13 protein-coding genes are annotated in these 17,172 nt (G+C 75.7%); 6 read left to right on the forward strand and 7 right to left on the reverse strand.

Features of this window, described 5'->3' with window-relative positions; all coding sequences use genetic code 11:
• The 5 genes from K4G22_RS07935 to K4G22_RS07955 all read right to left on the reverse strand — a co-directional run bounded on the left by K4G22_RS07935 (position 1) and on the right by K4G22_RS07955 (position 6,992).
• Complete coding sequence (locus K4G22_RS07935; RefSeq protein ID WP_228079177.1) at positions 1 to 1,362, reverse strand: CoA transferase; 1,362 nt, start codon at positions 1,360 to 1,362, stop codon at positions 1 to 3.
• A gap of 83 nt (positions 1,363 to 1,445) precedes the next feature.
• Positions 1,446 to 2,429, reverse strand: a complete 984-nt coding sequence (locus tag K4G22_RS07940) for an Acg family FMN-binding oxidoreductase (RefSeq protein ID WP_228079178.1) — start codon at positions 2,427 to 2,429, stop codon at positions 1,446 to 1,448.
• 231 nt (positions 2,430 to 2,660) lie between these two features.
• Positions 2,661 to 3,959 carry an NAD(P)/FAD-dependent oxidoreductase gene (locus K4G22_RS07945; RefSeq protein ID WP_228079179.1) on the reverse strand — a complete coding sequence of 433 codons (1,299 nt, stop codon included), beginning with the start codon at positions 3,957 to 3,959 and terminating at the stop codon, positions 2,661 to 2,663.
• A gap of 129 nt (positions 3,960 to 4,088) precedes the next feature.
• Positions 4,089 to 5,384, reverse strand: a complete 1,296-nt coding sequence (locus K4G22_RS07950; RefSeq protein WP_228079180.1) for a deoxyguanosinetriphosphate triphosphohydrolase — start codon at positions 5,382 to 5,384, stop codon at positions 4,089 to 4,091.
• A gap of 876 nt (positions 5,385 to 6,260) precedes the next feature.
• Positions 6,261 to 6,992 carry a sirohydrochlorin chelatase gene (locus K4G22_RS07955; protein WP_228079181.1) on the reverse strand — a complete coding sequence of 244 codons (732 nt, stop codon included), beginning with the start codon at positions 6,990 to 6,992 and terminating at the stop codon, positions 6,261 to 6,263.
• Between the two features lie 161 nt (positions 6,993 to 7,153).
• Between K4G22_RS07955 and K4G22_RS07960 the strand changes: the two genes are divergently transcribed.
• From K4G22_RS07960 to K4G22_RS07975, 4 genes are all read left to right on the forward strand, one after another.
• Positions 7,154 to 9,271: a molybdopterin oxidoreductase family protein gene (locus K4G22_RS07960; RefSeq protein ID WP_228079182.1), complete on the forward strand. Its 2,118-nt coding sequence runs from the start codon at positions 7,154 to 7,156 to the stop codon at positions 9,269 to 9,271.
• Between the two features lie 54 nt (positions 9,272 to 9,325).
• A complete protein-coding gene (locus K4G22_RS07965; RefSeq protein ID WP_228079183.1) occupies positions 9,326 to 9,679 on the forward strand; it encodes a cupin domain-containing protein in 354 nt (117 codons plus the stop codon).
• A 148-nt stretch (positions 9,680 to 9,827) separates the two neighbouring features.
• On the forward strand, positions 9,828 to 11,225 hold the full coding sequence (locus tag K4G22_RS07970) for a hypothetical protein (protein ID WP_228079184.1): 1,398 nt from the start codon (positions 9,828 to 9,830) through the stop codon (positions 11,223 to 11,225).
• Between the two features lie 108 nt (positions 11,226 to 11,333).
• Positions 11,334 to 12,797, forward strand: a complete 1,464-nt coding sequence (locus K4G22_RS07975; protein ID WP_228079185.1) for a bifunctional phosphatase PAP2/diacylglycerol kinase family protein — start codon at positions 11,334 to 11,336, stop codon at positions 12,795 to 12,797.
• Between the two features lie 291 nt (positions 12,798 to 13,088).
• Here K4G22_RS07975 and K4G22_RS07980 read toward each other — a convergent pair whose 3' ends face one another.
• Positions 13,089 to 14,042 carry an AraC family transcriptional regulator gene (locus K4G22_RS07980; protein ID WP_228079186.1) on the reverse strand — a complete coding sequence of 318 codons (954 nt, stop codon included), beginning with the start codon at positions 14,040 to 14,042 and terminating at the stop codon, positions 13,089 to 13,091.
• An 81-nt stretch (positions 14,043 to 14,123) separates the two neighbouring features.
• Here K4G22_RS07980 and K4G22_RS07985 point away from each other — a divergent pair, with 81 nt between their 5' ends.
• Positions 14,124 to 14,975, forward strand: a complete 852-nt coding sequence (locus tag K4G22_RS07985) for an NmrA family NAD(P)-binding protein (RefSeq protein ID WP_228079187.1) — start codon at positions 14,124 to 14,126, stop codon at positions 14,973 to 14,975.
• 22 nt (positions 14,976 to 14,997) lie between these two features.
• Here the strand turns inward: K4G22_RS07985 and K4G22_RS07990 are convergent, their stop codons facing one another.
• Positions 14,998 to 15,543 carry a GNAT family N-acetyltransferase gene (locus K4G22_RS07990; RefSeq protein WP_425336627.1) on the reverse strand — a complete coding sequence of 182 codons (546 nt, stop codon included), beginning with the start codon at positions 15,541 to 15,543 and terminating at the stop codon, positions 14,998 to 15,000.
• Positions 15,544 to 15,916: 373 nt separating this feature from the next.
• Here K4G22_RS07990 and K4G22_RS07995 point away from each other — a divergent pair, with 373 nt between their 5' ends.
• On the forward strand, positions 15,917 to 17,170 hold the full coding sequence (locus K4G22_RS07995; RefSeq protein WP_228079189.1) for an NAD(P)/FAD-dependent oxidoreductase: 1,254 nt from the start codon (positions 15,917 to 15,919) through the stop codon (positions 17,168 to 17,170).
• Positions 17,171 to 17,172: the final 2 nt, after the last annotated feature.

The following is a 17,172-nucleotide window of genomic DNA, read 5'->3' on the forward strand; positions in this document are numbered from 1 at the left end:
TCAGCGCCAGCTGGGCTCGTCGGTGCCGAGGCGGCCCGACGGGCTGGCCCAGTCGCGGGGCGCGCCCGCGTAGTCGAGCGGCGTCCTGGCGTGGTCGAGGAGCCCGTGCGGGGACGCGGTCCTGGTCAGCCAGGGCTCGGCGGCGTAGGGGGCGCCGTCCAACGGCTGCGGGGCGATGCCGCCCAGCAGCCAGGAGGCGGTGCCGGCGAGCGAGAGCCGCAGCTGGCGCCCGGCGCCGTCCGTTCCGCGCTCGGTCAGCGCCCGCAGCACGGCGGCGGCCAGCAGATAGCCGGTGCCGTGGTCCAGCGCCTGCGCGGGCAGCACGCCGGGCGTCCCGTCGTCGGCGGCCTCGACGGCCGCGATGCCGCTCGCCGCCTGGACCAGGCTGTCGAAGCCACGGCGCCCGGCCCAGGGGCCGCTCCAGCCCCAGGCGTTGAGCTGGGCGACGACCAGCCCGGGACGCCGCGCCAGCAGCGCCTCGGGCGCCAGGCCATGGCGGTCCAACGCGCCCGGACGGTAGCCGGTGACCACCACGTCGGCCGAGGCGAGCAGCTCGTCGAAGCGCCGCAGATCCCCGGGCGCCGCCAGATCGAGCAACGTGGAACGTTTGCCCATCCCGGTGTCGGCGTGCGCGTCCTCGTCCTCCCGCAGCCGGGGCGAGTCAACGCGCAGCACGTCGGCGCCGAGCAGCGCCAGGCTCCTGGTGGCGACGGGGCCGGCGATCACCCGGGTCAGGTCCAGCACCCGCACCCCGCTGGCGGGCAGCCCCCCGTCCCTGGGCACCGGCGCCGCCCCGGACCCGACGCGCCACGACTCGACCAGCGGCAGATCGGCGGGACGGGCCTCGGGAGCCACCACGACGGCAAGGCCGCCCTCGGCGTGCACGGCCTCCCGCACCGCCGCCGCCGGGCGGCCCGCCAGCTCGCTCCGCAACCGCTCGACCAGCCCGCGCTCGTCCCCGCTGTCCGGGATGCCCAGCGCGCTCAGCAACCGGGCACGGTGGTGCGGATAGTTGGCATGCGTCCGCACCCAGCCGTCCGCCGCCCGCCAGAACCCGGAGAGCGGCGCGAACGAGGTCGGCACCCGCCCGTCGACGCGCAGCCACCGCTCGCTGACGAACGCCGTCGCCACCGCGGCCTCCCGCACCCGCACGGCCGGCACCTCGCCGCCCCGACGGTGCCACAGCAGTTCGGCGGCGGCCAGCGAGCAGGCCCCGACCGTCGCCCTGGCCAGCTCCCGCACCGGCAGCCGGGCCGGCAACACGCCGTCGGCGCCCTCGAAGGACACCCCCCGCACGAGTTCGGCCGGCCCGCCCAGGGCGGCCCAGACATCGGCGGTCGCGCGGTCCACGGTGTTCGTCATCCGGCCAGCCTCGCATCCACCCGGCCGGCCCCGTCAGCGCGGGAACCGCCATTGACCTGGCATCCTCCGCCACGCCCGGCGGCTCAGCGGATGTCCAACACCTGATGGACCGGCAGCCTCGACGTCGCCGGGGCCTCGGCGCCATAGCCGAGCCGCAGCACCGCGTGCGGCTGGCCGGCCGGCAGCAGCGGATCGCGGGCGATCCAGCCCAGGTCGATCCAGGCCGGCGAGGCGGAGCTGACCGCGGCCGACAGCCCGTGCGCCGTGCCCACCAGCAGCGCCCGCTCCAGCGCCTGCCCCGCGCGCACCCAGTCCGCCGGCCGGTCCTCGGCCGTGGACAGCAGCGCCAGCTGCGGCGGCGGCCCTTCGGCGCCACCCGGCGGAGCCTCGGCCGGCGCCTGCCGGCCGGCGAAGTCCCGCACCCGCACCGGCTGGTGCGCCGGCGCGTCGGCCGGCTCGCGCGGATCCTCGACCTCCGTCCAGCCGGCCAGCTCCGACACCCGGCCCGGGTCGGCGAAGTCCCGGCCCTCCGCGTCCCGCACCAGTTCGAGCACGCCCCTGGCGTGCCAGGGCGAGGCGAACAGCAGCTGGCCGCCCTCCCGTTCCGCCGCCCGCCGCAGCTCGCCCCTGACCGGGTCCGGCACCCGTTCCTCGCCGTAGGGCTCGCGGCTGGTGTGCCGGCGGTCGATCTGCGCCGCCAGCTCCGCCAGGGCGGCCAGCTCCGCCGCCCCGTGCGGATCGTCGTCCGCCGGCGGCCTGGCCAGCCGCACCGTCGCCAGCAGGCGCGGATCGTAGGGATCGGGCAGCACCCGGTGGTCCGCGCGCCAGCCCGCCGCGGCGGCGGCCACCCGCAGGTTGAGCAGCGCGGCGCCGCAGCCCATGTGCAGCGCCCGGCCGTCCGGGTCGGAGTGCGGCAGCACCCGCTCCATCGCCGCGCGCAGCTGGAGCGTCCCGCTGTCGACCCGGTAGCGGAACCGCCACGGCTGCGCGTTGTGCAGCGAGGGCGCGGCCGTGGCGGCCTCGACCAGCGAGGTCAGGGTCCGCTCCGAGGGGATCTCCGTCCGCACTCCCACCGCACCTCCACCCGCGCGCCCCGGCGACGCCGCCTCTCGTCACGGCCCGCCATAGGGCCTTCTAGTGCCGCGTCAGCCAGGGTTTGCCCCGCTCGCCGCCCTGGCACGCACACTCGCTGCGTTAGCCGAGAGCCCAGGTAGGACAACTACATGCGGCTCCCGGCTGCCTTACGATCGCACGCACCAGGACACCTCGCTACCGGACAAACCCCGACTGACGCGGCACTAGCTCCCCCGCGCCGATCGCGCCTCCTCGGCCGGCAGGTCGTCGAGCAGCGAGGTGAGCGGCACCCCGGGATCGGCCAGCGCCACCGGGTCCACCTGGCGGTCGCTGCGCACCAGCCGCTGGATGGCGTCCGTCACCTCCCAGACGTTCATGTTCAGGCCGGCCAGCACCCGGTTCTCCCGCAGCCAGAACGCGACGAACGCCCGCTGTTCGACGTCCCCCCGCCACACCACCCGGTCGTAGTCGCCGGCCGGCGCCCAGCCCGAGTACTCCAGGCCCATGTCGTACTGGTCGGAGAAGAAGTACGGCACCCGGTCGAAGACCACCTCGCGCCCCAGCATGGCGCGCGCCGCCGCCGAACCGGCGTGCAGCGCGTTGGCCCAGTGCTCCACCCGGCGCAGGTCCCGGCCCGCGCCCAGCTCCTGCGCGGCCACGTCCCCGGCGGCGAAGATCGAGGGATCGCTGGTGCGCAGCGAGGCGTCGACCGCGATCCCGCCCACGCCCTCGGCGGCGAGCTCCAGGCCGGCCGAAGCGGCCAGCGCGGTGCGCGGCCCGGCGCCGATCGCCGCCAGCACCGCGCGGGCCGGCAGCCGCTCGCCCGCCTCCGTGCGCACCCCGGAGACGATGCCGTTCCTGCCCTCGACGGCGGCCAGCCGATCGCCGAACAGGAACCGCACCCCGTGCGCCACATGCAGCTCCGTCAACACCGCGCCGACCTCGGGGCCCAACACCCGGTGCAGCGGCCCAGGCGCCGGCTCCACCACCGTGACCGGCACGCCCAGCTCCCTGGCCGCCGCCGCCACCTCAAGGCCGATCCAGCCGGCGCCGGCGATCACCAGCGGATCGTCGTCCCGACCGCCGCCGGTGAGCACGCCCCGCAGATGGTCGGCGTGGGAGAGCCGACGCAGATGGTGCACGCCGGCCAGCTCGGTCCCCGGGACGCCGAGCCGCCGGGGCTCGGCGCCCGTGGTCAACAGCAGCGCGTCATACGGCAGCCGGGTGCCGTCCCCGAGACGCACCTCGCGCCGCTCCCGGTCGATCGCCACGGCCGGCTGCCCCAGGTGCAGCTCGACGCGGTTCTGCGCGTACCAGCCCGCCGGATGCACGAAGACGCTCTCCCGCACCGCCCGGCCGGCCAGGTAGCCCTTGGACAACGGCGGTCGCTCATACGGTTGTTCGTGCTCGTCGCCGATCAGTATGACCCGCCCGGTAAAGCCCTCGGCCCGCAGCGTCTCCGCCGCCTTGGCACCCGCGAGCCCACCGCCGATGATGACAAATGTTCGGTGTGTCCCGTCCACCCACTGCCTCCCTGACCGGCTCGAATCCCCCTTGGGAGCCTGCCCCACCGGGCGCGGCACCGGAAGAGGGCGGTGCCGCTCGAACCCGCCGCGCGCCCCCGCCGCGCGCCCCCGCCGCCCGACGCGCCGTCAGCCGGTGAGCCGCGCGTGCCGGGCCCGCGCGGCGCCGTCCGTCAACGCCGCTATCTGATCGACGATCACCCGCAGCCGCTCCTCGTCCCCCCGCGCGCCGGCGAACAGCGCCCGGTACTGCGGATCGAGCCCCTCGGGCGCGCGCCGCACCAGCGCGGCGCTCAACTCGGCCAGCAGCGCGCGCTGTTCACCGCGCGCCCGCGCCTGCTCCGGACGCTGCATCACATGCACATCCGCCACCGCCTTCAGCACGGCGCACTCAAGGCGGGTGCCCGGGGGCACCACCACATCCGCCGCGTAGCGCCGCAGCCGGCCAGGACCGTACCGCTCCCGGGTCGCGCCCTCGGCCGCCAGGCAGAACCGGCCGATCAGCTGACTCGTCGCCCCCTTCAACCTGGCCTGCGCCAACGCGCCACCGTCGTAGTCATGCGGCCACCACTCCTGCGCCAGCAGCCGGTCCAACGCCTCGGCCAACGCCTCCCGCGCGGTCCCCGCCGGGGCGTAGCGCCGCGCCGCCACCGCGAAGACCGCCTCCCGCTCGGGGCCGGCCACCAGCGCCTTCGGGGCCAGATGCCCGGCGTGCAGACCGTCCTCGACATCGTGCACCGAGTACGCCACATCGTCCGCCCAGTCCATCACCTGCGCCTCGAAACACCGCCGGCCGGCCGGCGCCGAGGCCCGCAGCCAGCGGAAGACCGGCAGATCGTCGTCGTACACCCCGTACTTCGGCGACCCGGGATCCGCCTCGTTCCCGCCACGCGGCCACGGGTACTTGGTGGCCGCGTCCAGGGTGGCCCTGGTCAGGTTCAGCCCGAAGAAACGCGGTCCGGCGCCGTCCCGGTCGCCGCCCTGGTCGCCGCCCGCGCCGGTCAGGTGCTTGGGCTCCAACCGCGTCAACAGCCGCAACGACTGCGCGTTGCCCTCGAAGCCGCCACAGGCGGCGGCCACCTCGTCCAGCACCCGCTCACCGTTGTGACCGAACGGCGGATGCCCCAGATCGTGCGCCAGACACGCCGCCTCCACGATGTCCGGATCGCAGCCGAACGCGGCGCCCAGATCGCGGCCGATCTGCGCGCACTCCAACGAGTGCGTCAACCTGGTCCGCGGCGCCGCGTCCCAGTCCGGCCGGACGGTGCTCTCGTCCAACGTGACCACCTGCGTCTTGCCGGCGAGCCGGCGCAGCGCGGACGAGTGCTGCACCCGCGCGCGATCCCGCTGGAACGCGGTGCGACCTGGCCGCTTGTCCGGCTCCGCGTCGAACCGCTGGGCCGCTTCCGGCTCATATCCGCTCATGTCTCCGACGGTAGCCCCTGCGGGGGGCTCAGCCGCCCGCCGCCCGCCGCCTGCCGGCGGGGGGTCTCTCCCCCACCCGCCCGCCCCTTTGCCTGCGGCGGGGTGCTGCCGGCGGGCGCGCCGGCGCTCCGCGCCTGGTTTTTGTCCCCGCCCACCCGCCCTTTCGCCTGCCGGCGGGTGCTGCGGGTGGCGCGCCGGCGCTCCGCGCTAGGTTCTTTTCCCCACCCGCCCGCCCTTTCGCCTGCCGGCGGGGTGCTGCGGGTGGGCGCGCTGGCGCTCCACGCCAGGTTCTTGTCCCCACCCGCCCGCCCTTTCGCCTGCCGGCGGGGTGCTGCGGGTGGGCGCGCTGGCGCGCCGGGCTTTTTCCCCGCCCGCCCGCCCCTTTTGCCTGCGGCGGGGTGCTGTGGGTGGGCGCTGCCGCGCGGGGGTCTTCAGTCCCGCCAACCCGCCCCATTTGCCCGCCGGCAGGGCGCTGCCGGCGGGCGCTGCACCCCGGCTGGTGCCCCACCCCGTTTACCTACCGCCGGGGCGCCCCGGCACTCCGGTGTCAGCCCACCGCCCCTCTTGCCTGCGGCGAGGTGCTGCCGGACGCCACCGCGGCTGGCCGGTCGACGAGAACCGCCGGCACCGCCGCAGGCGGGAGAGCGGGCGAAGCCCACGGCGCACAGCGCCGCGCCGCGGACGAACCCGAGGCCGCCGGCGAAAGCCCGGCGCGCAACGCCGGCAGCCGGCCCACCCACAGCACCCCGCCGCAGGCAAAGGGGGCGGGTGGGCGGGGGCAAAACCCCGCCGGCGGGGGCCCGCGTGGCAGCGCCGGTCCGCACCCCGCCGCAGGCAAAAAGGGCGGGTGGGTGGGAGAAAAAAGGGCCGGTCGGGTCAGCCCGCCGTCGTCGCCAGGGCCGGCGCGGCCAGAGCGCTTCGCGCTTGGTCGTAGCGGTGCAGCAGCAGCCGCGCGAGCGCCGGGTGGTTGCCGAGGGGGGCCGCCGCCACGCCGGGGGCCTGCTCGGCGCAGCGGGTGGCGAACCGGCCGGGGGCGGTGAAGCAGGAGGCGAGGGCGATCTCCCGGTGGCCCTGTGCGCGCAGCGCCGCGACGGCGTCGGGGACGGTCGGGGTGGCGGCGGAGGCGTAGGCGGGGAGCACCGGCACGCCGCCGAGGCGGGTGGCGAGCATGGCCGCGGTGTAGGCGGTGCCGGCCGCCGACTCGGGGTCGCGCGATCCGGCGGCGGCCAGGACGACGGCGGTGCCGGGCCGGTAGCCGGCTTCGACGAGTCGGCTGTGGAGTGCCTCGGCGAGCAGCGGGTGGGGGCCGAGGCTGCCGGCGACGGTGGCGCGCAGCCGGTGGGAGACGGCCGCGACGGCGCCGGGGATGTCGTGTTTGACGTGGTAGCCGCGGCTGAAGAGCAGCGGCACCAGGACGGCGGTGCCGCCCAGCCGGGCGAGCGTGTCGCCGAGAAGGGGGCGGTCCACGTCCAGGTGGCCGAGTTCGACGCGGACGGCGGGGCGGAGGGCGCGGACCAGTCGCAGCAGCGCGCGGACCGACGGCTCGGCGCGCGGGTCGGGGGACCCGTGGGCGACGGCGACCAGGGTGGGCAGGCTGCGGTCGGTCATGGGCCAAGCTTCGGGCCGGGGCGTTGCGTGCGTGTTGCCGAGGTGTCACGACCGTTCGTGCGGTTGCTCACTTTCGCGTGGCGGGGGGACTGAGCCGTGCGCACCCGGCGGGTAACGCGCCGCGCGCGGGGACGAAACACGCGCGCCGCACCATGAGCGCCATGACGCACGCCACGGCACGGCCGGCCATCGACACGCACTGCCCGTACTGCGCGCTCCAGTGCGGCATGCGGCTGGCGCCCGGCGGCGGGGTCGGGGTGGAGGTGCGGGAGCGTCCGGAGTTCCCGGTGAACCGTGGCGCGCTCTGCGGGAAGGGGCGGACCGCGCCCGAGGTGCTGTCGTCGGCGGTGCGGTTGACGGAGCCGCTGGTGCGGGACGAGGCGTCGGGCGCGTTGCTGCCGGCCTCGTGGGAGACGGCGTTGGACCGGGTGGCGGCGGGGCTCGCCGGGGTGCGGGCGCTCCATGGCGCGGACGCCGTCGGGGTGTTCGGGGGTGGTGGGCTGACCAACGAGAAGGCGTACGCGTTGGGCAAGTTCACCCGGCTGGTGCTGGGCAGTTCGCAGATCGACTACAACGGCAGGTTCTGCATGTCATCGGCGGCGGCGGCCGGCACCAGGGCGTTCGGCGTGGACCGGGGGCTGCCGTTCCCGTTGGCCGATGTGCCGCGCACGGGCTGTGTGCTGTTGGTGGGGTCCAATCCGGCGGAGACGATGCCGCCGGCGCTGCGGTACTTCACGGAGCTGCGGGAGAACGGCGGCACGTTGATCGTGGTCGATCCGCGGCGCACGCGGACGGCCGAGCAGGCGGATCTCCATCTGGCGCCGCGTCCCGGCACGGATCTGGCGTTGGCGCTCGGGATGCTGCACCTGGTGGTGGCCGAGGGCCGGGTGGACGAGGCGTTCGTCGCGGAGCGCACCTCGGGGTGGCCCGCGGCGCGGGCCGCCGCGATGGCGCACTGGCCGGAGTGGGTCGAGCGGATCACGGGGGTGTCCGTGCCCCAACTCAGGGCGGCCGTCGAGATGTTCTGCGCGCCCGAGGCGGCGATGGTGCTGACGGCGCGCGGCCCCGAGCAGCAGGCGAAGGGCACGGACACGGTGGGGGCCTGGATCAATCTGTGCCTGGCGACGGGCCGGGCGGGGCGCCCGTTCTCCGGCTACGGGTGTCTGACGGGGCAGGGCAACGGGCAGGGGGGCCGGGAGCACGGGCAGAAGGCGGACCAGCTGCCCGGCTACCGGCTGCTGGCCGATCCGGCGGCGCGGGCGCATGTCGCTGGGGTGTGGGGGGTGGCGCCCGAGTCGCTGCCGGGGCCTGGGCGCAGCGCCTACGAGTTGCTGGACGCGTTGGGGCGGGACACCCCGGACGGGGTGCGGGCGCTGTTGTTGTTGGCGTCCAACCCGGTGGTCTCGGCGCCTCGGGCGGCGCATGTGGAGGAGCGGATGCGGGCGCTTGACCTCCTGGTGGTCTGCGATGTGGTGCTCTCGGAGAGCGCGCGGCTGGCGGATGTGGTGTTGCCGGTGACGCAGTGGGCCGAGGAGACGGGCACCCTGACCAATCTGGAGGGGCGGGTGCTGTTGCGGCGCCGGGCGGTGGATCCGCCGCCCGGGTGCCGCAGCGATCTGGAGGTGCTGCACGCGCTGGCGGCCAGGTTGGGGTGGGAGAAGGGATTTCCCAGCGATCCGGCGGAGGTCTTCGAGGAGCTGCGGCGCGCCTCGGCCGGCGGCAGGGCGGACTACTCGGGTATCACCTACGCGCGGATCGAGGCGGAGGACGGCGTGTTCTGGCCGTGTCCCGAAGGGGACGGCGGGCCGCCGCATCCGGGGACGCCCAGGATGTTCCTGGACCGGTTCGCCACCGAGGACGGCCGGGCCAGGTTCGCGCCGGTCAGCCACCGCCCCTCGGCCGAGGAGCCGGACGAGGAGTACCCGGTGTTGTTGACGACGGGGCGGGTGCTGGCGCAGTACCAGTCGGGGGCGCAGACCCGGCGGGTCGCCGAGTTGAACGCGGCGGCGCCCGGGCCCTTCGTGCAGCTGCATCCCCGGTTGGCGGGGCGGTTGGGCGCGGTCGAGGGGGACGCGCTGGCGGTGGTGTCGCGGCGCGGGCGGGCGGTGGCGCCGGCGCGGATCAGTCCGGACATCCGGCCTGACACGGTGTTCATGCCGTTCCACTGGCCGGGTGAGGGGCGGGCCAACTCGTTGACGAACCCGGCGCTGGATCCGACGTCGCGGATGCCGGAGTTCAAGGTGTGCGCGGTGCGGGTGGAGCTGGTCGGCGGGGACTGACGGGTGGACGGGCGTCGGGTTGCGGGCCGCTGGGCGGCGGGCAGCATGGAGGGCATGGACGACCTCACCCGGCTCGCCGACGAACATCTGGCGCAGGCTCTCACGGCCGATCACGGGCGCAGCGCGCATCTCTTCCTGCGGGACGGCCCGTTGCGGCAGAGCGTCATCGCGCTGGCCGGCGGTGCGCGTCTTGACGAGCACGAGGCGCCGCCAGCGGCGAGCGTCCAGGTGCTGCGGGGCGAGGTGGTGATCAGCTGGGGCGCGGACGAGGTCACGCTGCGCGCCGGCCAGCTGGCCCGGGTGCCGCGGGAGCGGCACGATCTGACGGCGGTGAGCGACGCGGTGGTGCTGCTCACCTCGGTGACGGCCAACCCCGAGCCGGTGGTCGTATACGACACCCGGCGCTGAAGGTGACTCCGCGTAGCGGTTGAGGGCCCGTCTCCCCCGGACGGCTCCCGGGGCCCTCCTGCCCTCTGTTCGGGGCGACTTCGTCCGGTGTGCCGTTGTCAGAGGGGCGCTATAAGGTGACCGCGAGCGACGAGCCGGGGGGCCCAGCATGAACGAACCGACGGGGAGCGAGGAAACGAGTTCGCTTCCGCCATGGCCGCCGCCGCTCCCGGCGCGCGCGGTGTCCCGGCCGCCGGAGGTGCCGCCCGAGGTGCGGGCGGCGGTCGCTGAGCGGCTGGGCGCCCTGCTGTCGCCGCTGCGGCTGCTCGGCCATCTGGCGCTGCTCTCGCTGCTCTGCCTGGACGCGGCGTTCCTGGTGGCGGCGCTGGAGATGAGCGCCGAAGGGGAGGACGGGCAGGCGCTGACGGCGCTGGCCATCGGCATCCCGCTGCTGGCCGCGCTGACGGCCTGGTTGACGGTGCTGGTGCGCCGGAGCCGTGGTTCGGACGCCTGGTTGGCCGCGCGGCTGCGGGAGGCCCCGGGGGCGGCGCCGAGGCTGGCGGGGCGCCGGCTGCTGTGGGGGCTGGTCTCCGTCGCCCTGCTGCTGATGGGGCTGGTCTGCGGCGGTACGGCCCTGCGCGAGGTGGTGTTCGAGGGCCCGCGGACGGGCGACACCTATGTGGCGGCCGGGCTGGCTTCCTGGGGGGTGCTCCTCGTGGTCGCCGGGGTGGTGGTGCTGGTGCGTTCCCTGCGCCATCGGTCGCGCCCCGCCCCGGGCGGCGAGATCGCCGGGCTGCCCGGCCAGCGGCGGGCGGGCTCCTCGCCCGCCGTCGAGCCTCCTCGGCACCCCCCGCACAGCTATCGGGGCCGCATGGCGCAGCTCTACTCCGGCTACAAGGTGGACACCGAGCCGATAGCCGCGCATCGGCTCAGCCGGCGGCTGAGCCGATGGATCCCGGCGCTGTCCCGCTGGCAGGTGCTCGCGCTCACCTGCCTGGGGTGCCTGCTGGCCTGTGCGCTGGCGGCGGCGACGGCGGTGCTGCCGCCGCGCGTCGGGGATCTGGCGATCTGGCCGCTGCTGCTGCTCACCATCGGCTCGCTGCTGGCGCTGCTCCTGGAGTTGGTGCACTACGGCAGCCGCACGGGCTATCTCGTGGTGGTGGTGTTGGGCGGGGTGGCGCTGGTCATCATGGCCTGGCAGGGGTATCGGGATCTGGCCCTGCGGGACCGGGGCGAGTGGATCTCGGCCGAGGTGGTGGACAGGCGCAACCCGCCGCGCGGCGGGGTCACGTGCGGGGTGCGCCCCGAGGGGGAGCGCGATCCGCTCTCCCAGCGGCTCTCGGGCTGTCGTGATCTCCCGGTCGGCGCCTGGATCGAGGTGTTCCACGATCCGGAGGATCGGGTGCCGCCGGCCCGTTCGGTGCCGGATCTGGCGCTGCCCCTGTGGTTCGGCGGGATAGGCGCGACGCTGCTGCTGGGGTCGGCGCTGCTCTCGGCCAACCGGGGCCACAGCAGACGGCGCGAGCTCGACCTGGTGGGCCCGCCCCCGGAGGGCGAACGCGGCTGAGGGCCGAGGGGCCGACGGGGTTGCCCGGGGCCGTTGCGGAGTTGATCGGAGAGGTTCGGGTACGTTCGCACGCAGTGACGCCGGTCGGCGGAAGGAGCGTGGCTGCGGATGGGTGCCCTGGGGCGGTTGGACCGACGGATCTTCGCGCGGGTGGCGGCGGCCGAGCCGCCGGGAGTGCAGGCGGTGTTGCCCCGGCTGAGCCGGGCGGCCAACCACAGCCGGCTCTGGTTGGCGTCGGCGGGCGCGATCGCCGCGCTCGGCGGCCGGCCGGGGCGGCGGGCCGCCGCCCGCGGCATCGCCGCGCTCGCGCTGGCGTCGCTGACCAGCAATGTCTTCGTCAAGTACGCCGCCCGCAGGGAGCGTCCGCTGATCGACGGGGTGCCGCTGGCGCGGAGGTTGGCGACGCCGCCGCGCAGCAGTTCGTTCCCCTCGGGCCATGCCGCCTCGGCCGCCGCCTTCGCCACGGGTGTCGCCCTTGAGTCGGGCCGGATCGGCGCGGCCGTGGCGCCGGTCGCCGGGGCGGTGGCCGTCTCCCGGGTCTATGTCGGGGTGCACTATCCGGCGGATGTGCTGGTCGGTTGCGCGCTGGGCGTGGGCGCCGCGCTGATCACCCACCGCTGGTGGCCGCGCCGCGCCGCCGAGACGGGCCTGCGGCACCACTCGGCCGCCGCGCCCGCGCTGCCAGGCGGCGCGGGCCTGGTGATCGTGGTCAACGAGAGCGCGGGGCAGGGCGGTTCGGACGCCACCCGGCTGCGCGAGCTGCTGCCGGAGGCCGAGGTCAGGGAACGCGCCGAGGACGGCGATCTGTTGGCGCTGCTCGACGAGGCGGTCGAGCTGGCGGCCGAACGCGGCGGCGCGCTCGGGATCTGCGGCGGCGACGGCAGCGTCAACGCGGCGGCGGCCAGGGCCGTCGACCGGGGGGTGCCGCTGGCCGTCTTCCCCGGCGGCACGCTCAACCACTTCGCGCTGGACACCGGGATAGACACCTTCGAGAGCACGGTCGAGGCCGTGGCGGAGGGCCGTGCCATAGCGGTCGACCTCGCCCGGGTCCGCCCGGTGGGGCGCGCGAAGGGCCCCACCACCCACTTCGTCAACACCTTCAGCATCGGCCTCTACCCCGAACTGGTCCGCGCCCGGGAGGCGTTGGAGGGCAGGATCGGCAAGTGGCCGTCGGCCGTGGTGTCGCTGGCGCGGGTGCTGCGCACCGGGCGGCCGATCGAGGTGGAGATCAACGGCCGGGCCCAGCGCCTCTGGCTGCTGTTCGCGGGCAACGGCCTGTACTCCCCCGAGGGCTTCGCCCCGGCGCACCGCACCCAGCTCGACGACGGCCTGCTGGACGTCCGCACGGTGCGGGCGGACCGGCGGCTGGCCCGCACGCGGGTGGTGCTGGCGGCGCTCACCGGCACCCTGGGGCAGTCGGGCGTCTACGCCGCCGCACGGCTGCCCAGGCTGCGTCTCTCCGGCCTGGGCGAGGGAAACGCGCTGGCCTACGACGGGGAGGCGGGCCCGGCCCCCGACGATCTGCTGATCGACAAGCACCCCCGCCCGCTCACCGTCTACCGCCGGCGCTGACGGTCGAGCGGGCGCGCCGCGCCCACCGGCCTCAGAGGGTGACCAGCATGGTGTCCGAGTCGCCGTCACGCCCCACCGTGACAGAGCCGCGCGAGCGGTAGAGGGAGACGGCCGCGTTGCCGTCCTCCACGCCCAGGCTGAGCCGGCGGACGCCCCGCCGCGCCGTCCTCGGCGATCACGCCGAAGTCGCCGCCCCCGGGTCGGCCAGCGCCCGCTCCCTGGAGAACCGCGCCTGGCCCCGCCAGTTGAACGCCTCCAGCAGCATGTCGGTGAGGAACGGCGCCTCGGACGTCAGGGTCTCCCGTTGTCGCTGGCCACCAGGCCCCGGTGGCCGCTCGGTGTGACGCCGCGCTCCCGTTTGAACGCGGTGCTCAGCGCGAACGCGCTGCCGTAGCCGGCGCGGCGGGCGACGCCCTCGACCGTGAGGTCGGGGTTGCCCAGCAGCTCGGCCGCCAGGTCGAGGCGGCGGTCCGTGAGATAGGCCATCGGCGGTCGGCCGACCAGCTCGCTGAAGCGGCGCGCCAGCGCGGCCCTGGAGACACCGACCTTCGCCGCCACCGAGGCGACCGTCCAGGGGTGCGCGGGGTGTTCGTGCAGCAGCCGGAGCGCCGGGCCGACCACGGGGTCGACATGCGCGCGGTACCAGCCGGGCGGCTCGCTGTGCGGCCGTTCGAACCAGGCGCGCAGCACCGAGATCAGCAGCAGGTCGAGGACGCGGGCGAGGACCACGTCCTGCGCGGCGGCCTCCCTGGCGATCTCCTTGCTCAGCAGCGGCATCAGCGTGGAGTCCCAGTCGCGCTCGCGCAGGGTCAGCAGCGGGGGCAGCGCCTTGAGGAGCCCGCCCGAGACCCCGCTGGCCATCGGGTAGGTGCCGATCAGCAGCTCGTGGCTGCCGTCCTCGTCGGTGCCCCAGGTGCGGGTGCCGAGGGTGAGCGTCGCGCACATGTCGGTGCCGTCAGGGGCCACACAGCAGCCGCCGGGACGGATGTCGGCCTGCGGTTCGGTGAGCGGATCGTCCGCCACCACATAGTGCGAGAGGCCGCTCAGCACGGCGACCCCGCCGGCGGTCAACTGCCGTGGCTCGCCCTCGGCCGGCACCACCCAGGTGGTGCCGCGCACCACGCACACCAGGGTCAACGGCGCCTCGTCCCGCACCGTCACCGCCCAGGGCGGGCTCATCAGGGCGCGCAGCAGGAAGGCGCCCCGGGCCCTGGGGCCCTCCAACAGGCTGGTCAGCGGGTCCATGGCCGACAGCTTAGACGCTCGCTTATGGCGGCGAGCCGATGAGCCATGTCCCCGGGCGCGCACCGCTGTTGAACTGGCCACATGACAACGAACAGCGCCCACCCCCGGCAAGAGATCGCCCCGCACGAGATCCTGGTCGTCGGCGGCACCGGCAAGAGCGGACGCCGCGTCGCCGCCCTGCTGCCCGGCGCCCGGATCGGCTCCCGTTCCGGCACGCCGCCGTTCGACTGGCGGACGCCGAGCGGCTGGGCGCCCGTCCTCGACGGCGTCCGGGCCGTCTACCTCAGCTATCCGACGGACGTGGCCGCGCCGGGCGCGGCCGACGACCTCGCGGCGTTCGCCGGCCTGGCCCGCGAACACGGCGTGCGGCGCCTGGTGTTGCTCTCCGGGCGCGGCATGCCGTGGGCCGCCGACTCGGAGCGGGCGATCACCGCCTCAGGGCTGGACTGGACGGTGCTGCGCGGCAGTTGGTTCAGCCAGAACTTCAGCGAGGAGTTCCTGCGCGACGAGGTGCGCGCCGGCTCGTTCACGCTGCCGGTGCCGGCCTCGACGGCCGAGCCGTTCGTGGACCTCGACGATCTGGCGGAGGTGGCGGTCGCCGCCCTGACCCGGCCCGGACACGCGGGCCGCGTCCACGAGTTGACCGGGCCGAGGGCGCTCACCATGACCGAGACCGCCCGGGTCCTGTCGGCGGCCGTCGGCCGCCCCGTCGCCTTCCGTTCGGTGGCTGCCGACGACTACCGGGCGGCGCTCGTCGCCCAGGGCGTCCCGGGCGAGGAGGCGGATCTGCTGGTCCACCTCTTCACGGAGATCTTCGACGGCAGGAACACCCCGGTCACCGCCGATGTGCCCACCCTGCTGGGCCGCCCGGCCAGGGACTTCGCCGACTACGCCACCCGGGCCGCCGCCACCGGCGCCTGGGCCCCGGAGTGACGGGAACGCGGCCCGGCGGGCGTCACCAGACGTCGCCGTCGCGCCAGTCGCAGACCAGCTCGGCCGTGAGATCGATCGGAACCCCGGAGAGCGGGAGGACGAAGACACCGTCGTCGTCCTCCTCGGTGCGGGCGATGCCCAGCGGGGTGAGCGCCCAGGTGAGCCCCTGCCAACGGCGCCAGCCCCGGTCGGCGTAGAAGCCGAGGGCCTCCTCCGTGGCGGAGAGGGCGCCCAGTTCGAAGCCGCCCCGGATCACCCGCTCCAACGCGGCCATCAGCGCGGCGCCATGGCCCCGGCGGCGGCGGTCGGCGCGGACCACCACGCCCTCCACATAGCCGGTGCGCAGCGCCCGGCCGCCGTGCAGGACCCGCCGTTGCACGACCGAGGCGTGCCCGATCAGCTCGTCGTCCTCCCACAGCAGGGCGTGGACGCCGCCGAGCGCGTGTTCCCAGTCCTGGTCGGTCATATCGCCGCCGAAGACCGTGTCGAGGAGGGCTCTCGCGGCGGACAGCGTGGGGACGTCCAGGTCAGCGGTGTGCGCGGTACGCAGCTCGGTCATGTGTGCCATCCTCGCAGCCACCACCGACACCAGGCGGCGGGCCGCCGGTGTCGGCGTGCGCCGGACGGCCTTTGCCTGTGCGGTGACGGCGCCGTGTTGGGTCGGACCCGACGGTGCACGGTGGGGTCTGGTGGGTCCGCTGGGGGCCAGTGGGGGCCGGTGAGGCCATTGAGAAAATAGTGGATCATCATGCGAGCCGGGTGAAGAGCGCCTTCGCGCCCGAGCACGCGGGGGCGCGCCCCGGCACGCCCCCGATCTCACCACGGCGTCCGCCGCGTCGTTCACCTGCTCACAACGGGCCCCTCGGGCCGGGGAGCGCAGCGTTGCGCCCGGGAAACGGACGCGATGCGGTCGGGAAACAGCCGCCGCGCACGCTCACCCCATGAGGTCGAGATCCCGGGTCGTGATCGTCGGCGGCGGCATGGCCGGCGCCCGGCTCGCCCGTGCCCTGGGCGCTGGCGGTCCTGAGGCTCCGGAGGTGACGGTGGTCGCCGAGGAGCGGCATCCGGCGTACAACCGGGTGCTGCTGGCCGAGGTGCTCGCCGGGCGCTACCCGGCGGAGGTGATCGAACTGCCCGCCGCCGGGCCCGCCATCGACTGGCGGGGCGGCACCCGGGTGGTGGGCATCGACCGTGGCCGCCGGCTGGTCCGCTGCGACGACGGCGCCGAACTTCCCTACGACGCACTGGTGTTGGCCACCGGAAGCAACCCGGTGCTGCCGCCGCTGCGCGGCCTGACCCCGCCCGCCGGCGGCGAACTCCCGGACGGGGTGCACGCGTTCCGCACCCTGGACGACGCGCTGGCGCTGGCCGACGAGGCCGGGCACGGCCGCCAGGCCGTGGTCGTCGGCGGCGGGCTGCTGGGCGTCTCGGCCGCCAGGGCGCTGGCGGCCAGGGGCGCGCGGGTGGTGCTGGCGCAGCAGGGCGGATCACTGATGGAGCGTCAACTGGACGCCTCGGCGGCCACGTTGCTCGCCGAACATCTGACCGCGCGCGGTGTCGAGATCCACACCGAGTGCCGGGTGCGGGCGCTGCGCGTCGAACGGGACGGCGCGCGCCGCCGGGTGCGGGGCGTTGAGCTGGCCGACGGTTTCGTATTGGACGCCGACCTCGTGGTGCTGGCCTGCGGGGTGCGGCCCCGCGTCGGCCTGGCCCGGTCCTCGGGTCTGACGCTGGGCGCGCGCGGCGGGATCGCCGTCGACGACCGGCTCGCGACCAGCGATCCCGCCGTCCACGCGGTGGGCGACTGCGCCGAGCACGCCGGCCGGCTCTACGGGCTCGCGGGGCCGGCGCAGGACCAGGCCGACGTGCTGGCCTCGGTGCTGACCGGCGGGCCCGCCCGTTACGCCGGGACCAGGGCGCTGACCAGGCTGACGCTGCCGGCCGCCGCCGGTGGGCCGCTCGATCTGGCCGCCTTCGGCGCCACCTCGGCGGAGCCGGGCGACGACGAGGTGCGGCTCACGGACGCCACCCGGGGTGCCTACCGCAAGCTCGTGGTCCGTGGCGACCGGCTGCGCGGCGGGATCCTCGTCGGGGATCTCGCGAGCGTCGGCACGCTGGCCCGCGCCTGGGAGGGCGACGAGCCGCTGCCCGACACCTCCCTGCTCCATCTGCTCACCCACGACGGAGGGTTGTGACC

Source organism: Streptomyces profundus (assembly GCF_020740535.1).
GTDB lineage: Bacteria > Actinomycetota > Actinomycetes > Streptomycetales > Streptomycetaceae > Streptomyces > Streptomyces profundus.

Bases quoted from the DNA above. Each gene is read 5' to 3' on its own strand.
- K4G22_RS07980 (WP_228079186.1), bottom strand. From the start codon at position 14,042: ATGGACCCGCTGACCAGCCTGTTGGAGGGCCCCAGGGCCCGGGGCGCC.
- K4G22_RS07955 (WP_228079181.1), bottom strand. From the start codon at position 6,992: ATGACCGACCGCAGCCTGCCCACCCTGGTCGCCGTCGCCCACGGGTCC.
- K4G22_RS07965 (WP_228079183.1), top strand. From the start codon at position 9,326: ATGGACGACCTCACCCGGCTCGCCGACGAACATCTGGCGCAGGCTCTC.
- K4G22_RS07975 (WP_228079185.1), top strand. From the start codon at position 11,334: ATGGGTGCCCTGGGGCGGTTGGACCGACGGATCTTCGCGCGGGTGGCG.
- K4G22_RS07950 (WP_228079180.1), bottom strand. From the start codon at position 5,384: ATGAGCGGATATGAGCCGGAAGCGGCCCAGCGGTTCGACGCGGAGCCG.
- K4G22_RS07970 (WP_228079184.1), top strand. From the start codon at position 9,828: ATGAACGAACCGACGGGGAGCGAGGAAACGAGTTCGCTTCCGCCATGG.
- K4G22_RS07990 (WP_425336627.1), bottom strand. From the start codon at position 15,543: ATGGCACACATGACCGAGCTGCGTACCGCGCACACCGCTGACCTGGAC.
- K4G22_RS07960 (WP_228079182.1), top strand. From the start codon at position 7,154: ATGACGCACGCCACGGCACGGCCGGCCATCGACACGCACTGCCCGTAC.
- K4G22_RS07985 (WP_228079187.1), top strand. From the start codon at position 14,124: ATGACAACGAACAGCGCCCACCCCCGGCAAGAGATCGCCCCGCACGAG.
- K4G22_RS07995 (WP_228079189.1), top strand. From the start codon at position 15,917: ATGAGGTCGAGATCCCGGGTCGTGATCGTCGGCGGCGGCATGGCCGGC.
- K4G22_RS07935 (WP_228079177.1), bottom strand. From the start codon at position 1,362: ATGACGAACACCGTGGACCGCGCGACCGCCGATGTCTGGGCCGCCCTG.